The sequence below is a fragment of the Gilliamella sp. wkB195 genome, from assembly GCF_001690445.1.
GTDB classification, from domain to species: Bacteria; Pseudomonadota; Gammaproteobacteria; order Enterobacterales; family Orbaceae; genus Gilliamella; species Gilliamella apicola_E.
Genome location: NZ_LZGP01000001.1, coordinates 16409 through 36429, shown reverse-complemented (window position 1 = coordinate 36429; position 20021 = coordinate 16409). Strand labels below are relative to the sequence as shown.

The window sequence follows — 20021 nt, the reverse complement described above, 5'->3', positions numbered from 1 at the left end:
AATGATCTTTTCGTAATATTTGCATATTAAATTAACAAAAAATTAATAAATTATCATTATTATTCTAAATTCTTAACAAAAATTACCATAAATAAAAATTCATAATTTTCATAATGTTAATATAAATTTAACAATAAGTTTTCCTATTTACAATTAATTTTTATTATTTTTAATAGAAATTTTCGAATAATTGAATATTGATTGATCGTTTATTTCGATCAATAATGTTTGAGACATCGCTAATTAACTATTAGCGATGTTTAATGTTGTAAAATTAAGGAAAATTAACAAATGAACAAAATTTACAAAGTCTTAAAAAATAGTAAAGGAATAAGCTTGGCGGTTTCAGAACTAGCCAAGGGAAGAGGGAAAAAAACGAAATCAATATTAATTAGCGCTACTGTAGCCAGTGCTTTATCTGTATTAATGGCAGGTAATGCATCTGCGGTTCGAGTTAATATAGATACAAATCAAACTATCAAAGGAGATAACACAGGAACAATAGCGAGTGGCCAAGACACTAAAGATGAATATTTTATTGGTCAAAATGGACATTTAACAATCAGTGATAATGGTAAGTTATCAATGGGCCGAATCATGGTGGGACATGTTGATGGAAGCACTGGCCAATTAACACTTGATAACGGTCATCTAATTAATACTTTTGGCGATCCTTATTTTGGTGCTGAAGGTAACGCGAATGTTCTTATTACCAATGGTGGTACTTTTACTAATGCTGGTTGGGCGGTTCTGCGCGTGGCTTCTGGTGTTAATTCAAATGTAAATCTAACTGTAACCGGTAAAGGTAGTGAGTTAAATCAAGTTAAATCACAAGATATGAGTATTGCTTCTAATGGTAACGCAGTGGTTAACGTATTAGATGGCGGTGTTATCAATTCTACTAGAGGTACATTTGTTGGTCATGAAAACGGCAAGGGTATTATTAATATTAGTGGAAAAGGTTCAGCTTTTAATACAGGTGGTATGAGAGTTGGAGCGCTTTCTGCGGATAAAACTGGCTATGGTGAAATCAATATAACTAATGGCGGAGCCATGAATGTTTCTGATGGTGACTGGGGTCTATACAACAAGTTAGCAATCAGAAATGGTAAAGTATTAGTTGACGGTAAAGATTCTAAATTGAATGTTATGACTGAACTTGTTGTTAATCAAGGCGGTAATCATTCTTCAAGTTTAACCGTTTCAAATGATGCTGTGGTTAAAACTCAAAAAGGTGACCAATCAGGTGAAGATTTAGGTATAACAATTGATAAGAATGGTGTCGTCAATATCGGTGGAGAAGCTGGAAAAGCAGCTGAAAAAGCCGGTACTATTGATACATCAAAAGTTGGATTAAACGATGGTGGTAAATTAAATATTAATCATACTAACACCGATTACGATATAACATGGGATATAGCTGGAAAAGGTGATGTGAATGTAACTTCTGGTGATAACTTAATTAGTGGGCATCACTCTTATGAAGGAAAAACTAATATAACTGGCGGGTCATGGACTGCAAAAGGTGAAAATGTCTTTAGTCCTAACTCTGATTACAATATTGGTAAAGATGGTTCACTTAATTTAAATGATCATAACCAAACCATTGGAAGTGTTATTAATGGGGGTACTATTGACTTAGGTAAAAACTCACCTGATACCACACTAACAGTCAATGGCGATTACCACGGAGATAACGGTAAACTAAATATTTATATGGATACCGAAAATGGTAAGACAGATAAAATGGTTGTCACTGGTAATGTCACTGGTACAACTAACATCGATATAAATGAAATTGGTAATGGTAAAGCTAATAAAGGAACTATTAATATTATTGAGGTTGGTGGTACAGATGGCGGTAAATGGAATGTAGTCGAAAAAGCTGACAGTGAATTTGATTACACCATTGGACGAGATAAAGATGGTAAATTAACTATTGAATATACCAATGTTTTATCAAGTGTAACTAATTCTCCAGTCGTTGCTTCTATATTTGGTAATCAGCTAGCTGCATTAAATATGTTCCGTCATAGTGCCCACGATCGAGATACTTCGATTTATGTTCCAGATTCAAATGTTTGGATGCGTTATAACTATGACCGAACCAAAACCGATTTGTTTAATGGCAAACAGTCATTAGACATGAAAACCTCAATGATCGAAATGGGTGTTGATGTATTAAGTTTAGACCAATTCAAAGCTGGGGTTTATGGCGGATACGGTCACAGTACAATCGATACTAAACAAAAACATTCTCGCCGTAAAGGTGACGGTAGTGTTACAGGGTATAACTTAGGCGTATACGGTAATTGGAATGCACAAACCAATGGCGAAGGTCTTTTTGTTGATACTTGGGCACAATACAGTTGGTTCAAACACAAAACATCAGTTCATTTATCAAACATAAGAAACTATTCAAGTAAATACGATGGAGATGCGGTAAGTTTATCTGCTGAAGTAGGTTACGGAATGGTTATGCTTGAAGGAGATGAAAGAAATTGGTTACTTGAACCTCATGCTCAAGTTGGATATACCTGGTTAAACAGCGATAAATTCACTTTCGGTCGCGCAGGTGATGTGGATGACATCAATGCTGATGGTGCCCAATTACGCTTAGGTGCTCGTTACTATGGCCAAAGCACTAAATCAGGATTTGGTGTATTACCATTTATTGAAGCAAACTGGCTTTATGACTCTTCAGCACCTGAAGCTAAAGTAAAAGGTAAAAATGTTGAATCAAATTTAGGCAAAAACTTTGCTGAGGTTAAAGTGGGTGTGAACGGTAATTTCACAAATTCACTTAGTGGTTATGCTCAATTAGATACCAGATTTGGTTCTGATAAATATTCACATATAGGAGGACAACTAGGCATTAATTATTCATTCTAATAAATTTTAAAATAACTTCCTAAATAAGCAGCAGTACTAAATGTACTGCTTTTTATAGGTAAGTGTATCTTTATATTGACATAAAACAATTATCTTATTAGGAAATAGTAATTTTTTAACTGGTATTTTACTTTTATTGGATGCTTTTATTGTTTATAACCATATTATTATTTCCTATTTTATCCCATTTGCAAAAAGATCTACTGATTGAGTTTTGGTGAACAATCTCTATTTTTGATTGATCTAAAATAGCAATGAAGTACGACATAAGCCGTGCCAGTCGATAACAGATCCGCTGTTGGAGAGGCAGCCCAAACGCCATCTAAATCAAAGAATAATGGAAGAATATAAAGTGTTGGTAACAAGATTAAAATTTGTCTTGAAAGACTTAACAAAATAGAAACTTTTGCCATACCAATACATTGGAAGAAACTGGTAGTTACCATTTGGAAGCCGACAAACGCAAAAGAAAACGTAGTATAACGCAGTGCAATTGCAGATATTGCTACTAAATCAACATCAGAACTAAATGCTCTAACCAGCACATCAGGAATAAAACAACCTAGTACAAAACCAACGCTAGTAATGACGGTGGCAATTTTAACCGCATAAATAAACGTTTCCTTAACCCGAGCATAATTTTTGGAGCCGTAGTTATAACCAATAATGGGTTGCATACCTTGATTTATGCCAATAACAATCATAATAATTAGTGTAATTAATCGGTTAGCGTTAGAATAGCCGGCAATTGCATCATCACTTGAAACATGTGATATTGGTGCATAATGGGTTAACTGCCAGTTGATAAATACCACAACAACCGACGCAGCCACCTGCATGGCAAACGGTGACATACCAATCGATAAAATAGATTTAACATAAGTAAAATCGAGCTTGAAGTTGCGACGATATAATTTAATATTGCTGTTTTTGCTGATAAAGTGTTGCATTACAAACAAAAAGCTAATAAACATCGATAGCGTAGTTGCAAACGCTGCGCCACGCATTCCCCAACCTAAAGCAATAATGAAAATTGGTGCGAGAATAATATTAGCAATCACACTGATAAACATCGTTACCATGGCTTTGAAAGGATAACCACTGGCGCGCATCATGTTGTTGTAATTAAATGTTAGTGTGATAAAAATACTACCCGGTAAAAATATCTCTAAAAATTCCCGTGCATAAATATGATTAGTGGGGCTTGAACCGATAAAGTGTAAAACCGGATCAATAAAATAAAGTAATAATGCTAAAGTAATACCGCTAAGCACAGCAGTTAACATAAACGATGTGCCTGCTACTCTTTCGGCTTTATCAATCTCGCCTCGACCCAAAAATATCGAAATACGGCTTGCCGAACCAATACCGACCAACATACCAATGCCGGCAGCAAGATTCATCACAGGCAAAATAATACCAGCGCCACTTAACGCTTCGCGACCGATCCAATGACCAATAAAAATTCCATCAATAATATTGTAAAGCGTATTTACTGTTGTCCCAATAATTGATGGTAGCGCATATTGCCAAAATATTAGGCTAATTTTTTTATGTTTAAAATCATCATAAATATCGCGTGAGTTTGTCATTTTTATTCACATTGAAAAAAGTTAAAGTTGCTAAGAATTTTAGAATATACGTAAAAGTATAAAATTGACTTGAATAATCATAACTAGTTTAACAGAGATAAAAATTGATGATAGCACTTTTTTAGTGCTTTGATAAAATAGTCGATTATCAAATCGTCTAGCGTAATAGGAATTTTCATGAGTGTACAAATAGAAAACGTTGTTTTACATAAATTAATAAGAAAAAGCGATACGGAAATCGAATTACAACTTCGTGACTCATTACTGAACAATGAACAAGCGGTAACCAACTTGATTGAAGATATAAACCGCGTTTATAACAACAAAAGTAAAGCTTATGGACTATTTAATAGTGAAAGCCTTTTTGAACAGTCGCTTAAAGAATTACGTTTAGGTAATCAAGACTTCCTTAATTTTAGTCAAGAATCTACCAAACAATTACGTAATGAACTGGCCAAATATCCATTTGCTGAAGGTGGCACCGTTATTTTTTGCCATTATCGATATCTAGCTGTTGAGTACCTTATTATTGCTGTATTAAATAGCTGTTTAAGTATGTTAGTCAACGAACAACTCAATATATCAGAAACCCAGTATTTAGATATTGACCATGCCGATATCATTGCTCGCATAGATATAACCGAATGGGAAACGGCTCCTGACTCAAAACGTTACCTAACTTTCCTAAAAGGACGAGTAGGGCGTAAGGTTTCAGACTTCTTTATGGATTATTTAGGTGCGAGTGAAGGATTAGATGCTAAAGCGCAAAATAAAACACTTGTTAAAGCGGTTGATGACTATTGCCAAGAAATGCAATTTGACAACAAGAATAATGCCCGTGAAAATGTTTATAATTATTGCCAAGCGCAATTACAAGCAGGTGAAGAGATTGAACTGAAAAATCTTGCTAACGAATTGCCAACGACTGACGAGAATAATTTTATGGAATTTGTCAAAAATAATGAATATGATCTAGAGGACACTTTCCCCGTTGATCGTAGTGCACTACGCCAACTTAAAAAATTCTCTGGTAGCGGTGGTGGATTAACCTTAAGCTTTGATTCTGATCTATTAGGCGAACGAATCAAATGGGACCCGCAAACTGACTCACTTGTGATTAAAGGTGTTCCACCTAATTTACGTGACCAACTTCAACGAAACAGTGGCTCAAACTAGGAAAAAATTATGAAATATATTGGTGCTCATGTGAGTGCTTCTGGTGGTGTCGATAATGCTCCAATTAATGCTTATCAAATTGGTGCAACGGCTTTTGCTTTATTTACTAAAAATCAACGCCAGTGGCATGCAAAACCGCTTGAATCAGCAGTGATTGATAGTTTCAAAAAACGCTGTGAACGATATGGATTTACTAGTAAACAAATCCTACCGCATGATAGTTACCTTATCAATTTAGGTAGCCCTGATAGTGAGCAACTCGATAAATCCCGAACAGCTTTTTTAGACGAAATGCAACGCTGTGAACAGCTAGGGTTAACTTTACTCAACTTTCATCCTGGTAGTCACTTACAAAAAATTTCGGTGGATGAGTGTTTGGCGCGTATTTCCGAATCGATAAATATCACTTTAGATAAAACTAAAAATGTTGTCGCAGTGATAGAAAACACCGCAGGGCAAGGGTCTAATCTTGGTTATAAATTTGAACATCTTGCACAAATCATCGATAAAATAGAAGATAAAAGTCGTGTTGGTGTCTGTATTGATACCTGTCATGCGTTTGCTGCCGGTTATGACTTACGTACTGAAAAAGCCTGCAAAGAGACTTTTGATGAGTTTGAAAAAATTGTTGGCTTTAAATACTTACGAGGTATGCACTTAAACGATGCTAAAAGTGAATTGGCAAGCCATGTTGACCGTCATGATAGCTTAGGCAAAGGAACCATCGGCGAAACGGCATTTAAATTTATCATGCAAGACTCGCGAATCGATGAAATCCCTCTCATCCTCGAAACTGTCGATCCGGATCTTTGGAAACAAGAAATAGCTTGGTTAAAAGAGCAAGAAAAGTGAAAAAAATGAAAATAATAAAAATAAAGTTATTAATATTATTATTACTGAGTTGTTTTGTAAATGCTAACGAGGAAATACAAAATCATTCAGATAACACTATAAAAGAATTAGATATTTTTATCGTTGAGAAAAAAGATAACCCCATTTTCTATTTTACTTCAGTATCAGAAAAAATTAACTTTGACCCAAATGATGAAAATGGAAAGGTACGAATTATTCCAAACTTAATTCCAGATGAAATAGGTAATTATAAGAAAGATAGCTATAAATTAACAAAAATCTATCGACAACGTTTTTTGAAAGAAGCTGAAATATCTGAAGACGATAATTTCTATCTTTATGATTACGAACATAATCGACTAATTACTTATCCTATTCGCAAATTAGAAGCTTTTGCAATCATAAATATTTATAGTATTGGTGAGTCTCCACATCATGATCAGCATAATTATCAATTTGGTTTTAAACTGAACCCTAAGCAATTATCCAACTTAAACCCTCATAATACATTTGTTTATATCGGTAAGAAAAATCCGTTTACTATGCAACAACTAACACGATTAGACTGGCGAAGAATTGACAATGAAGATTTTCCAAAAGTCTCGAAAAATAACGATAAATCTGTTCAAAATAGCATTACTCTAAGCTATTTAGCTAAAGCGAAAGGATTAAATTACTATGTTCAAGACGAAATAATTAAGCATGAAAACTTTATTGAGCCCTATCATAGACAATTGTTAATACTTGATAATAAAAAAAACATTTTAACTAATATGGAATTCACTAATAGTGAAAGTTCTAGTATAGCAAATTTAACTGACACAGATTTTAATGAAATTTATAAAGACCAATGGGCTGGCGAATTGTTTAAAAATCAACCTTCAGTGATATTTGGATTTGAATCAATAACATTTATGTGTCCATATATTGATTATATTGATCCATCATATAAAAGTTTAATGATAAAATGTGATAATCGACATTAAGATTATAGAACAAGATAAAATTCAGCTTGAGAATATGTACTTAAGGAGTAGGTAAACAATGAAAAAAATACTAATTGTATCTATTATTTCTTTATTAAGCTTTGGTGCTTATTCTCAAACATCGGTGCATCCAAAAACAGTGAATCATTCACAATCAACTGAAAAAGTAAATCTTCATCAACTAACGTTTATTGATTATATAAAAGATAAAAAGCGATTTGCATTCGTTTCTGTGACAGATGATTTACTTGCTCATGGCGATAAATCAATTGAGGCTTTCTTTTTGATACCAGATGAAGAACGAACTCACTCAGATCCTGTCAATGCACAATATTCAAAACCCTATTATTCAATTGACGGCAGATACCACGACATTTTTCTTGGCAAAATAGGTTTACCAAATTCGTCAATATTTATTTATGACAAAGCCACTAAGCAATCAGTATCATTTGATATTAAAGATCTCAAAATATCAGCGGTGATTAAACCGAATCAAAACCAAGGTCCATATTTCGAATCAGATTATTTATATGGTTTTGAAATTGATGCAGATAAAGTTAACAACTTCGAACAACCCTTAGTCTACATTGGTGAACAAAACCCATTTATTCAATAACGAAGTTAAATTAATAAGCATGCTGGTCAATTAGTTTTTTCTTCAATTGAGGTAATTAAATCGATGATTTCCGGAAGAATATCCAAAATCAAAGCTAACTGTTGCATGACCAGCAAATCATTATCATTATCTTTATCATCATCGGACACAATCTCAAGATGATCATCCACCATTTTCTTTAAAGGAAGATATTCAGAGTCGATCTTCTTATTGCTCAAAATGGTAATAATATAAAGAGAAACATCATCAAATAGTTCAAGCGTGTGGGGCGAGATGTTTTTATCACGATGCGCTCCTAAGGTTGACAAGTAACTGATAAATGTATGATTAAGTGTTAATAATCGGAAACCTTGCTCAATCAGATCGGGTTTTACATGAGGCTCTTTGGTCATTAAGCTGATAAGTGAAGATAAATCGGCGTTACTATCATGTGCAGCTCGCCGTGCAACACGGTATTTAGGATCATTAGTTTTACCTGATACGTATTGACTACCAATTAGCGCCAAATAGTGACTATCATCATGGCAGACTCGATCAAGTAATTTAGGTAAGTTTCTAAACTTCCAATCAGGCCAGATAAAACTGACCGCAAACCATGCAATAAAGCATCCAATTAACGTTGCTATAATACGTGATATTGCCACCGAAATACTACTTTCACCGATCAAGCTAAAACTAAAAAATACTAATAAAGTAATGAAAGCAGTCGCATAGGCATATTGCGAATTCTTAAATAGAAAAAACAACCAGCCGGTCAAAATAATCAACACTAATTGTGCTTCAATACTTGGAAATAAATAGGTTAACGGAATCCCGATGATGATCCCTAAAATTGTCCCGATTACTCGCAATTTTAAGCGGTATTTAGTGGTGGAATAGTTAGGTTGGCAAACAAATAAACTGGTTAAAATAATCCAATAGCCATGTGAAAGATGAGAGAAGAAAATCACCATATAACCCACAAAAAGCACTAGACTCATACGAATAGCATGGCGAAATAATGATGATTTCAAAGTTAAATTTTGCTTAATTCGTGAAAATATATCATGAAAGCGAGTTAGTTCCTCATCAATCAACTGATTATCTTCTTGTATCTTAGATAAGTGTTGCTCGGTATCAATATTGGCCAATAATAAATCGATGGCTTGCAAATTTTGATAGAGATTTTGCAACGATTTAATAAATAACATATTGGCATTAGGATGCTGTTGATATTGGACGATTGCCTCTTCTAAATAAGCAAAATAACGAGCAAACAGCGGATCATGATGATAAGTTTGATTTAATTTAATCGATACCGCTAATTTGGCACAAGCTTTAGCTTGTAAATTCAAAATTCTTGCAAAACGAAATAACAGATCGCTATGCTTAAAGTGTTCACTGAGTGCTTGATAATCACCATGAGAGGAGCTTGCTCGTTCGTGAATATCTTGGGCAACAAAATAATAACTAAGCATCTTTCTAATATAAGATTGTCCACGAAAGCCTTTTAAACGATTAAATAGCGAACGCTTGGTATCATTAAACGCATTAATCACTTGAGTGTTGCATTCTGTCAATTCAAGCGTTTGTCGTCTAAAGCCATCAGTTTCATCAGGATCAAACATCGCTGCTTTGGCATCAAGATAAAGTGATAATTTCAAGAAGCAATTTGCTAATGTCTGCTGAGTTGTATGAATCGGTTGTACTATAGATTCAATTAATGAAACAATGTTATACCAGAGTGCACCCAATAGTAGAAAGCAAGGCAGAGTATAGTTATCATCAAACAGATTGTGGCCCAGCATGGTATACGCAGCAATCAATAACGAACCAAAAGCAATCACGCCATATCGTTGTCCAAGCGTACCAAGCATAATAAACATAAACGTCGAGCTAACTAATCCGACAATAAATAACAAAGGAAAATTAAACAACAACTCGACCGAAAACGTTGCAATCGCAAAACAAACTAACGTAAGTAAAATATTGATACAGCGACTGAGCAACCTGGTATCAATCTCTGTCAGGCCTGCGGCAACCACGCCTAAAGTGAGTGGAATCACCAACGAAACTGAACCAAAATACCAAGGCACGAGCGTAGAGCCAGTCAAACTAACCAGCATACGAATACTAAATAGCAAATTACTGCTATAAAAAACTTTACGCAAAGATAAGATAAAAGAATGCACGTTATTTAGTGTTTGAAATGAGTTAACATCATAATGCAAAGCATACTATATAATTAGCGAAAGTAAATTTATTAATATCAAATCAGACTTAAAAGTATTGAATGACATACTTTTTAAGCCAAAAAAAGTTGAGGAACGGGGTTTTTGAGGCCTAAAAATTCGCCTTTTAACAATGTTAATTATAACTTTTACTCAATTTTCACCCTCATGTTGATAATTTTTTTTTATTATTAATTCATTTAATAACACGCTATATTATGCGTTCAAAAATTTTATAGGATTAAATCATGAAGCGTCTATTTAAAATTGCCTCGGTAGCGATGTTGTTAAGTTGTGCTTGGACAATTCAAGCCAAAGTGCCTGAATCGATTAAAATTGGGTCGGATACATCTTACGCGCCGTTTGATTTTATTGATAAAAATGGTGAAATCAGTGGTTTTAATATCGAAATCACTAAAGCACTTTGTGAAAAAGCCAAGATTAAATGTGAGTTTCAAACTACTGATTTTGATGCGTTAATTCCCTCTTTATTGTCACGCAAAATCGACATGATATCCTCTTCATTGATGATGACGGAAAAACGTAAAAAACAGATAGCTTTTTCCGACGAAATTTTTATTACTAATTCTCGCTTAATCGCAAAAAAAGGCTCTGATTTGTTACCAACCATTGAGTCATTAAAAGGTAAGCGGGTTGGCGTTGAGCAGGGGACTTCTCAAGAGCATTTTGCTAATGATAAGTGGCGCCCAAATGGTGTAGTGATTGTGCCATATCAAAATCAGTTACAAGTATTTTCGGATTTAGCAGCGGGGCGTTTAGATGCGGCATTGCAAGATGAGGTTACTGGTAGCTACGCCTTTTTAAAACAGCCTCAAGGTAAAGACTTTGCGTTCGCTGGTGATGTGCTTAGTGATAAAGGCTATTTTGATGTTGGTGTTGGGCTAGGATTCCGTAAAAAGGATGATGAGCTTCGTGAAGCGTTTAATCAGGCACTTGTTGAAATTTTAAATGATGGCACCTATAAGAAAATCAATGATAAGTATTTTGATTTTAGCGTTTATGGCAATAAAAAATAAATTATATGCAAGGCTATAGTTCATTAATATTACAAGGTGCACTAGTTACAATTGAATTAGCGATTTGTTCGCTAATTCTTGCCATAATAATGGGGGGAGTTTGTGCTCTTGGCAAATTATCTCAAAAGCTGATTTTGCAACTAATTTGTCAGGCTTATACCTCATTAATTCGCGGTGTGCCTGATTTAGTGTTGATGATGCTGATCTTTTTCGGTTTGCAATTTTTGTTAAATAGCATTACTGATTTTCTTGAAGTTGATATGATCGAAATCAATCCTTTTGTGGCAGGTATTATAACCTTGGGATTTATCTACGGTGCTTATTTTACTGAAACCTTCCGCGGTGCTTTTCAATCGGTTCCCAAAACATTAATTGATGCTGCTACTGCATTAGGCTTAAATAAGCGTCAAGTTTTTATCTATGTACGATTTCCTTTGATGATGCGTTATGCTCTTCCCGGAGTTGCTAATAATTGGTTAGTCATTTTAAAAGCCACGGCACTTGTATCATTATTAGGATTGTTCGATCTAGTAAAAGCAACCAAAACCGCTGGCGAGGCAACCTATCAACCGCTATTTTTTGCCTTACTAGCCGGAGCGTTTTATCTATTTTTTACTTCTATATCTAATGTTGTTTTATGGTGGCTTGAGAAACATTATTCCGCCGGAATCACTAAAGCAAAATTATAATCGAGCCATATTATGTTAGAAATCATTCAAGATTACTGGAAAGCTCTATTATGGTCGGATGGCTACCATATTACAGGTCTGGCAATGACGCTTTGGATCTTGATTTTGTCTGTGTCATTAGGTGGGATTTTAGCATTAGTGTTAGCGGTGGGGCGAAATGCTAACCATATCTTCATTAAATGGCCGATTTGTTTGTTTACTTATGTTTTTCGTGGTACGCCACTTTATGTGCAGTTATTGATTATCTATACCGGCATATATACATTGAGTTTTGTTAGCGAACATAAGTATTTAAGTGACTTTTTCCAAAGTGGATTAAATTGTACTATTTTAGCTTTTACACTCAATACTTGCGCGTACACTACTGAGGTTTTTGCTGGTGCGATTCGTAATGTACCAAGTGGTGAAATTCAGGCCGCTACCGCACTTGGTTTTAATCGCTGGCAATTGTATCGCTATATTATTTTACCAAGAGCTTTTCGAATTGCATTGCCTGCTTATAGCAATGAAGTGATTTTTATGTTGCACTCAACCGCATTAGCTTTTACTGTGACGGTTCAAGATGTGATGAAGATAGCCCGTGATATTTATGCTGAAACCTATCAACCTTTTCATGCCTTTGGGATTGCAGCGGTGATCTATTTGTGTGTGAGTTTTGTTCTGATTTTTGGCTTTAAACAACTCGAAAAACATTGCTTAGCTTACATGCGGGTTAATGAAAAAGTGATATAAATAAAGTCAATCAAATAGAATTTTACCAAATAAAAAACAGGCAACGTTTTGCATTGCCTGTTTTTAGAATCAACCCATTTAATTGATGATTAAATCATCAGCAGGTACTCCGTCACCATGACTATCACCACCATCTTTAGCGCCAGGTAGTGCTCGAGTACGGTCAATTGGCAGAAAGTTACCATTAGATGTTTCGATTTGACACTCACTCCAAAAGATAGAGTATTTGGTGTTAGCGTGCATACTTTCACCACGGAAATAACATTTTGCAGCGCTGTATAAATCATTTCGACAAATGAGTGCTATTAGTAGCCAAACACAAGCAATACCAATCGAAATCCATTTTAAATTGTGCCACAAAAAAGACCAAAACCCTTGTTTACGAATACGACAGTAAGCGAAAACTAATAATATAACGCCAACAAATCCTAAAAATTCATATACCCAAAATAACCACATATTGTTATCTCCTAAGCAACAATTATTGGATATTTTATACTAACTTTAAGATTACATCCATGAACCATTACGAATAATACCAACTGCGATACCTTCAATGGCAAAATTTTGTTGCTCTAAATCAACATCGATTGGCGCAAATTCAGGATTTTCCGCTAGAAGTTTTACATGTCTTCCTTTTTGCGATAATCGTTTTACGGTGACCTCATCATCAATGCGAGCAACAACCACTTGGCCGTTTTTTACATCTTGAGTTTTGTGAACGGCAAGTAAATCACCATCTAAAATACCAATATCCTTCATTGACATGCCTTCTACTCTTAATAAAAAGTCAGCTTGTGGTTTGAATAGTGCTGGTGACATTTGATAATGGCTTTCAATATGTTCTTGTGCCAAGATTGGTGATCCAGCTGCTACTTTACCAATTAAAGGGATGCCTTCAAAGTCGGATGCGTCATCAGGTTGTTCAAGTAATAAACGAATTCCGCGAGATGATCCAGCAATCATCTCAATTGCCCCTTTTTTAGCTAATGCTTTTAAATGTTCTTCAGCTGCATTGGCGGATCGAAATCCTAATTTTTGGGCAATTTCAGCTCGAGTCGGTGGCATACCTGTTGTTTGGATGTTTTCTTTAATTAAATCATAAATTTGTTGTTGGCGTTCGGTTAATGGTCTCATGGTTTATTCCTGTTTTTATATACAGATACATGTGATTATATACAGCTATACGAACAAAACAACTGTTTTATCTAATTTTTTTGATATTGGACATTAAAAAATCCACAAAAAGCATTATTTTTGATCTAAATCACAAAATATGGCGGCATTTTTTCATCAAAATGCGTTATTGATGATATTCTGACAGAAATGATTTAAACGTTTTATGCGGGACATTTTGGGGGGAATGATTAAAATTATTTTAGTGATAAATGCTATATATTCTGTTGCCCAGTTGTATGATATAATCCCTTAATATAGTCATTTTAGTTGGAATTTGATTTATGTCTTATATTGTTGCACTTAGTGGAGGAATTGCAAGTGGTAAAAGTACCATTGCCCATCTATTTGCTCAATTAGGCGTTCCAATTATTGATGCTGACATTATTGCTCGCCAAGTGGTTGAAGTAGGCACGCCTGCTTTGGAGCAAATTACTCAACATTTTAGCCAAGAAATCTTGTTAGGAAATGGTGAATTAGACCGTAGTCAATTAAGAGAGATCATTTTTAACAATGATCATGAACGGTTATGGTTAAATAATTTATTGCACCCGATTATTGCACAAGAGACGCAAAAACAGTTTGCTAAGCAAACCAAACCTTATGTGATATGGGTGGTGCCTTTGTTAATTGAGAACAATTTACACCAATTGGCTGATCGCATTTTGATGATTGATATTCCAGAAGCGTTACAATTAGAACGCCTGATTAATCGAGATAGAATTAGTGAGTCATTGGCAAAAAAAATGATTGCAACACAGGTTTGTTTGACCGATCGTTTAGCCTTTGCCGATGATATTATTGTGAATGATGGTGATTTAGTGTCACTGAAAATTCAAGTAGATAACTTACATAAGCAATATCTACACAACTTAAAAGTTAAGAATAGCTATGAATAACATAATTTTCGAACATCCATTAAATGAAAGAATGCGTACTTGGTTACGGATCGAGTTTTTACTTAAACAATTACATTTACATCGCCATTTCACACAAAATAATGCATTATTGTTTTTTCATGCATTATCAGAATTATTAGAAATCGTTGAGCGTAATGATGTTAAAGGCGATTTAATTAAAGAGATCGAAGCTCAAAAACAGAAAATACTATCTTGGATTGAACTTGATGGTGTAGACAAAGAGTTACTTGGCGATATGCTTAAAAAATATGATCTGTTTTTAGCAAAGTTTAATTCGAGTTTACGCTTAGGACAAGCTTTGAAAGATGACCGTTTTATTACGGCAATTCGTCAGCGTTTGATGATCCCAGGTGGATGTTGTAGTTTTGATTTACCATCATTTCATTTATGGTTAAATCAAACACAAGAAAAACGCAATTCACAAGTTGATGAGTGGTTAAAACATATTGCGGTGCTTGATGAACCTTTGAAAGCTTGTTTACAATTTATTCGACAATTAGGCGAATTTAGTCTTTTCACTTGTACCAACAATTTCTTCCAAGAAACCAATGGTGATGTGAGTTTGATTCGAATTCGTGTTGCTTTGGATAAAAATGTTTATCCTCAAGTATCCGGTCACATGTCTCGTTATAGTATTCGTTTTTTACCCCTTTATGCTGGCGATAATAACAATATTGATGCAATCGAGTTTGAACTTGCATGTTGTTAGTCAAATAGAATTTAAGAGTGTTTAAATGAATAAAAATACCATTGTAAAATGTCCTACCTGCCAGAAAGATGTTGAATGGTCTGAAAAAAGTCCATATCGTCCGTTTTGTAGTAAACGTTGCCAATTGATTGATTTAGGTGAATGGGCCGCAGAAGAGCATCGCATCGCTGATAAAGAACTTTCTGAACAAGATCTTTGGAGTGAAGACGAAATTTCTGATCTGATGAGTAAACATTAATGAAGATTTTAGGCATTGAAACCTCGTGCGATGAGACGGGGATTGCTATTTATGATGACAAGCAAGGTCTTATCGCCAATCAACTCTATTCACAAATCAAATTACATGCTGATTATGGTGGTGTTGTACCTGAGCTCGCTTCGCGCGATCATATTCGTAAGACGGTACCGCTCATTCAAGCTGCATTGAAAGAAGCAAATTTAAAACCCAGTGATATTGACGGCGTGGCTTATACTGCTGGGCCTGGATTAATTGGTGCATTAATGGTTGGTGCATCTATCGGTCGCTCGCTTGCTTATGCTTGGAATGTGCCTGCGGTTGCGGTGCATCATATGGAAGGGCATTTACTCGCGCCTATGTTAGAAGATAATCCGCCCGAGTTTCCTTTTGTTGCTTTGCTCGTTTCCGGTGGTCATACTCAATTAATTAAAGTTACTGGTGTTGGCGAATATGAGTTACTTGGCGAATCGATTGATGATGCCGCAGGTGAAGCGTTCGACAAAACAGCAAAATTATTAGGTTTGGATTATCCTGGTGGCGCTAAATTATCTAAACTTGCTGAGCAAGGCGATGCGTCACGTTTTCATTTTCCAAGACCGATGACAGATAGACCGGGTTTAGATTTTAGTTTTTCCGGTCTAAAAACGGCTGCAGCAAATACTATTCATCAACAAGGGCAAGACCTCGACGAGCAAAGCAAAGCTGATATTGCTAGAGCATTTGAAGATGCATTAGTTGATACGCTTTTGATTAAATCACGTCGAGCTTTAGATTTCACCGGTTTTAATCGTTTAGTTATCGCTGGTGGTGTTAGCGCCAATAAAACGTTACGCCGTAAATTAGCTCAACTAATGGCTGAGCGAAAAGGGCAGGTATATTATCCGAGATTAGAATTTTGTACAGATAATGGTGCGATGATTGCTTATGCAGGTATGATCCATCTTAAATCCTCACAATTTGCTGATCTGGCAATAGAAGTTAAACCAAGATGGCCATTAAGTGAACTTAATGATAAATAAATTGTTCAAGCTATATTAAAAAGGTTTTTTAATGAAAACATTTATCCCCGGTAAAGATGCAGCACTTGAAGATTCGATTAACTATTTTCAACAACAATTGGAAAAATTTGACTTAGTTGTTAAAGAAGCCTCTTGGCTTAATCCTGTACCTAACGTATGGTCGGTACATATTCAAAATACTAAATGTCCACTCTGTTTTGCCAACGGTAAAGGCGCCAGCAAAAAAGCGGCATTAGCTTCTGCACTTGGTGAGTATTTTGAAAGGCTTTCAACCAATTACTTTTTTTCTGATTTTTATTTAGGTGAAAAAGCTGCCAATAGTGAATTTGTTCATTATCCAACTGAAAAATGGTTTACGATACCGAAAGATAATAGCTTACCTAAAGGATTATTATCGCCAAAATTACTCAAGTTTTATGATCCGGATCATGAATTAACGGCTACTGATTTAATTGATTTACAGTCAAGTAATGGTGAACGTGGGATTTGTGCTTTACCGTTTGTACAACAATCCGATGGTCAAACCATCTATGTACCGGTTAACTTAATAGCTAACTTATATGCTTCTAATGGAATGTCAGCAGGCAATACTCCAAACGAAGCACGAGTACAAGGTCTGTCAGAAATATTCGAACGTTACACTAAAAATAGAATTATTACTGAGGCAATCAGTCTGCCAACCATACCTGTCGAAGTACTCAATCGTTATCCAGCAGTATTAGCTGCAATCGACGCTCTAGAAAACGAAGGCTTCCCTATTTACTGCTTTGATGGCTCATTAGGTGGCAAATTCCCCGTTATTTGTGTTGTTTTATTTAATCCTCAAAATGGTACTTGTTATGCCTCTTTCGGTGCGCATCCTAATTTTGGTGTGGCTCTTGAGCGAACCGTTACCGAACTCTTACAAGGACGAAGTCTTAAAGATTTGGATGTGTTTTCACCACCAAGTTTTGATAATGATGATGTTGCTGATTTAAGCAACTTAGAAACGCATTTTATTGATTCAAGTGGCTTAATCTCGTGGGATCTGTTTAATGAAAAACCGGATTATGAATTTGTAGATTGGGATTTTTCAGGATCGACAGAGCAAGAATTTGCCAATTTAATGGCAATTTTTAATCGTCATCAAATTGAAGTCCTGATCATGGATTACCAACATCTTGGGGTTTATGCTTGCCGTATTTTAGCTGTCGGCATGTCAGAAATCTATCCACCTGAAGATCTATTGATCGCAAACAATAATATGGCGATCCATTTACGCGAATTGATCTTATCGCTTCCTCATCAAAAGCGAACAGCAAAAGAGTTGCTGGCAATTATTGAACAGTTCGATGATGAAGGTTTAGATGATTTTGCTCGTGTTCGTGAACTGCTTGGCATTGCAACAGGTAAAGATAATGCATGGCTGACTTTACGAATTGGTGAATTAAAAGCTATGCTGGCATTAGCCGCTGGTGATTTACCGCAAGCAAAATTGTGGATCGATTGGACGGTTGAAATGAACGAATCCATCTTTACGCCTGAACGTAACCATGCTTATCGTTGTTTGCAAACATTAGTGAATTTTATTATTGAACGAGGTGAAAACCAATTTAGTGATTACCAAAATGCATTCAATAAAATGTATGGAAAAACTTGCGTTGACGAAATGTGGCAATATGCAACAGGCAAAAAACAGTTTTTTGGCCTCGCTGATTTGATTAGCAATGAGCATAATCATCCAATGGATCAATTTGTGATGCATCAAAAACTTTTAGAGGTCTACAACAAATTAAAACAGACCATGTAAAATTGCTGTTTTTTAAGATAAATCATTATTTAAAGAGAAAACATTCATCATCAGTGATAAACCTAAACCGTCTTTGCTGATAATTTTATGTACATTTGAATTTGATATTTAGTGATAAAAGGACTATATTTGAGACATCTATCACAAAATTTAAGTTTTATGCTTACTAAACTTAAAAAATTCACTTAGCATAAAATGAATCCTTAAACGGGTTGTTCTATAATAATATATTATAGTTTTATATGATAAAGCCTTTTTGAGGCATCGTTTTTCTAAAAGCAATAAGTAGATTCCCTTATTGCTTTTCATTTTCTCTCTAGCAGTTTGAACGCTGGCATAATTATTTAAATCAAGTCGAACAAAGTTAAGTCAAAAATTTTCAATTTTTAGTTTTTTTAAATTAATCCATTTATTGAGGCTAAATGATGACAATTCTTACCGTAGGTTTTGCTTGTTTAGATCTAGTTTGTTTTACTTCACCTAATTTAGAAAAAAACGGTGTTATCCCGCCAGATAATATAGTCCGTTGTGGAGGTGGTTCTTGTGCTAATACGGCTTATTTGCTCGCACTTTGGGGCGAAGCTATTTATCACATTAGTCATTTAAATAATGATTCCTATGGTAATCAGATTGTTTCTGAACTTACCGATGCAGGCGTGAATACTGAGCAATTTATTTTTTCAGAAAAAATGATCACCCCATTAGAAGCAATCACTATTGATGAACAAACCGGAATGCAAACCGTTATATCGCACCGATTAACCACGCCACCAAAATTAACTGATGATGAAAAAAATAAACTCAATCACTTTATGCAAACCATTCGTGGCTACAATATTGTTATTTTAGTCGATGGATATGAAGCCGAATTAAGTGAATATATCATCAAGAATTTACCTAAAACGAAAGTTATTATAAGTATAGATAGTCTGTCTGATTCAAGTCTGTACCTAGCTCAACATGCAGATTATGTCATTGTAACTGAACAATTTGCGTGTGCATTTTTAAAAATAAAATCCTTTAGTGATAAGAAAACAATTAAAGACGCATTTAAAAAATTGCGTAGTTTAACTAGCGGTAAAGTCATCATCCGCATGGGCGAAAAGGGGAGTGCATATCTTGATCGTCAAGAAGTCATCATTATTCCCGGTTTTAAAAACCAACCGATTGATAAGATGACCGAAAGTGATATTTTTCAGGGCGCTTTTGCTTACGGCATTAGTTATGATTGGCCATTAGAAAAGACCCTATTATTTGCAAATCTATCAGTTGCTGCTGTTAACCAGCAAAAAAGAGGGCGAAGCGCTATGCCAAACTTGGTTGATATTAATCGAGTAGGTAAAACGTTTAGTAAGCATTTTACTTCCTATTTTTAATTAATGATATTT

18 protein-coding genes are annotated in these 20021 nt (G+C 35.0%); 14 read left to right on the top strand and 4 right to left on the bottom strand.

The window, feature by feature from the left end:
- Positions 1-291: 291 nt before the first annotated feature.
- On the top strand, positions 292-2892 hold the full coding sequence (locus tag A9G08_RS00145) for an autotransporter outer membrane beta-barrel domain-containing protein (RefSeq protein ID WP_065561740.1): 2601 nt from the start codon (positions 292-294) through the stop codon (positions 2890-2892).
- Between the two features lie 200 nt (positions 2893-3092).
- Here the strand turns inward: A9G08_RS00145 and A9G08_RS00140 are convergent, their stop codons facing one another.
- Positions 3093-4484: an MATE family efflux transporter gene (locus tag A9G08_RS00140; RefSeq protein ID WP_065561739.1), complete on the bottom strand. Its 1392-nt coding sequence runs from the start codon at positions 4482-4484 to the stop codon at positions 3093-3095.
- Between the two features lie 177 nt (positions 4485-4661).
- Here A9G08_RS00140 and yejK point away from each other — a divergent pair, with 177 nt between their 5' ends.
- From yejK to A9G08_RS00120, 4 genes are read left to right on the top strand one after another with little or no spacing between them, the layout of a single operon-like run.
- Positions 4662-5660 carry a nucleoid-associated protein YejK gene (yejK, locus tag A9G08_RS00135; protein ID WP_065561738.1) on the top strand — a complete coding sequence of 333 codons (999 nt, stop codon included), beginning with the start codon at positions 4662-4664 and terminating at the stop codon, positions 5658-5660.
- A gap of 9 nt (positions 5661-5669) precedes the next feature.
- Positions 5670-6512, top strand: coding sequence for a deoxyribonuclease IV (gene nfo / locus A9G08_RS00130; RefSeq protein ID WP_065561737.1), 843 nt, complete (start codon positions 5670-5672; stop codon positions 6510-6512).
- Positions 6509-7498: a hypothetical protein gene (locus tag A9G08_RS00125; RefSeq protein WP_141673886.1), complete on the top strand. Its 990-nt coding sequence runs from the start codon at positions 6509-6511 to the stop codon at positions 7496-7498. The genes nfo and A9G08_RS00125 overlap by 4 nt, the downstream gene beginning before the upstream one ends.
- Positions 7499-7556: 58 nt before the next feature.
- Positions 7557-8114 (top strand): hypothetical protein, encoded by a 558-nt coding sequence (locus tag A9G08_RS00120; RefSeq protein WP_065561735.1) that lies wholly within the window; start codon positions 7557-7559, stop codon positions 8112-8114.
- A gap of 26 nt (positions 8115-8140) precedes the next feature.
- Here the strand turns inward: A9G08_RS00120 and yccS are convergent, their stop codons facing one another.
- The gene (gene yccS / locus A9G08_RS00115) at positions 8141-10237 is read right to left on the bottom strand and encodes a YccS family putative transporter (RefSeq protein ID WP_218058358.1); all 2097 of its coding nucleotides are present in this window, start codon (positions 10235-10237) and stop codon (positions 8141-8143) included.
- 335 nt (positions 10238-10572) lie between these two features.
- On the opposite strand from yccS, the gene A9G08_RS00110 reads away from it, so the two are divergent.
- From A9G08_RS00110 to hisM, 3 genes are read left to right on the top strand one after another with little or no spacing between them, the layout of a single operon-like run.
- Positions 10573-11361 (top strand): lysine/arginine/ornithine ABC transporter substrate-binding protein, encoded by a 789-nt coding sequence (locus A9G08_RS00110; protein ID WP_065561733.1) that lies wholly within the window; start codon positions 10573-10575, stop codon positions 11359-11361.
- Positions 11362-11366: 5 nt separating this feature from the next.
- The gene (locus A9G08_RS00105) at positions 11367-12050 is read left to right on the top strand and encodes an ABC transporter permease (RefSeq protein WP_065561732.1); all 684 of its coding nucleotides are present in this window, start codon (positions 11367-11369) and stop codon (positions 12048-12050) included.
- Positions 12051-12062: 12 nt separating this feature from the next.
- Entirely contained in the window at positions 12063-12782 is a 720-nt protein-coding gene (gene hisM / locus A9G08_RS00100; protein ID WP_065561731.1) for a histidine ABC transporter permease HisM, read from the top strand.
- A 78-nt stretch (positions 12783-12860) separates the two neighbouring features.
- Here the strand turns inward: hisM and A9G08_RS00095 are convergent, their stop codons facing one another.
- The gene (locus tag A9G08_RS00095; RefSeq protein ID WP_065561730.1) at positions 12861-13241 is read right to left on the bottom strand and encodes a hypothetical protein; all 381 of its coding nucleotides are present in this window, start codon (positions 13239-13241) and stop codon (positions 12861-12863) included.
- A gap of 51 nt (positions 13242-13292) precedes the next feature.
- Positions 13293-13919: a transcriptional repressor LexA gene (gene lexA, locus A9G08_RS00090; protein WP_065561729.1), complete on the bottom strand. Its 627-nt coding sequence runs from the start codon at positions 13917-13919 to the stop codon at positions 13293-13295.
- A gap of 323 nt (positions 13920-14242) precedes the next feature.
- Here lexA and coaE point away from each other — a divergent pair, with 323 nt between their 5' ends.
- The 6 genes from coaE (at position 14243) to A9G08_RS00060 (ending at position 20009) form a co-directional block, all read left to right on the top strand.
- Entirely contained in the window at positions 14243-14857 is a 615-nt protein-coding gene (coaE, locus tag A9G08_RS00085; RefSeq protein WP_065561728.1) for a dephospho-CoA kinase, read from the top strand.
- The gene (gene zapD, locus A9G08_RS00080; protein ID WP_065561727.1) at positions 14850-15587 is read left to right on the top strand and encodes a cell division protein ZapD; all 738 of its coding nucleotides are present in this window, start codon (positions 14850-14852) and stop codon (positions 15585-15587) included. Before coaE ends, zapD begins: the two co-directional genes overlap by 8 nt.
- Positions 15588-15612: 25 nt before the next feature.
- A complete protein-coding gene (yacG, locus tag A9G08_RS00075) occupies positions 15613-15825 on the top strand; it encodes a DNA gyrase inhibitor YacG (RefSeq protein WP_065561726.1) in 213 nt (70 codons plus the stop codon).
- Complete coding sequence (gene tsaD, locus A9G08_RS00070; protein WP_065561725.1) at positions 15825-16844, top strand: tRNA (adenosine(37)-N6)-threonylcarbamoyltransferase complex transferase subunit TsaD; 1020 nt, start codon at positions 15825-15827, stop codon at positions 16842-16844. Before yacG ends, tsaD begins: the two co-directional genes overlap by 1 nt.
- Before the next feature lie 31 nt (positions 16845-16875).
- Complete coding sequence (gene ycaO / locus A9G08_RS00065; protein ID WP_065561724.1) at positions 16876-18633, top strand: 30S ribosomal protein S12 methylthiotransferase accessory factor YcaO; 1758 nt, start codon at positions 16876-16878, stop codon at positions 18631-18633.
- Between the two features lie 422 nt (positions 18634-19055).
- A complete protein-coding gene (locus A9G08_RS00060; RefSeq protein WP_081299421.1) occupies positions 19056-20009 on the top strand; it encodes a carbohydrate kinase family protein in 954 nt (317 codons plus the stop codon).
- Positions 20010-20021: the final 12 nt, after the last annotated feature.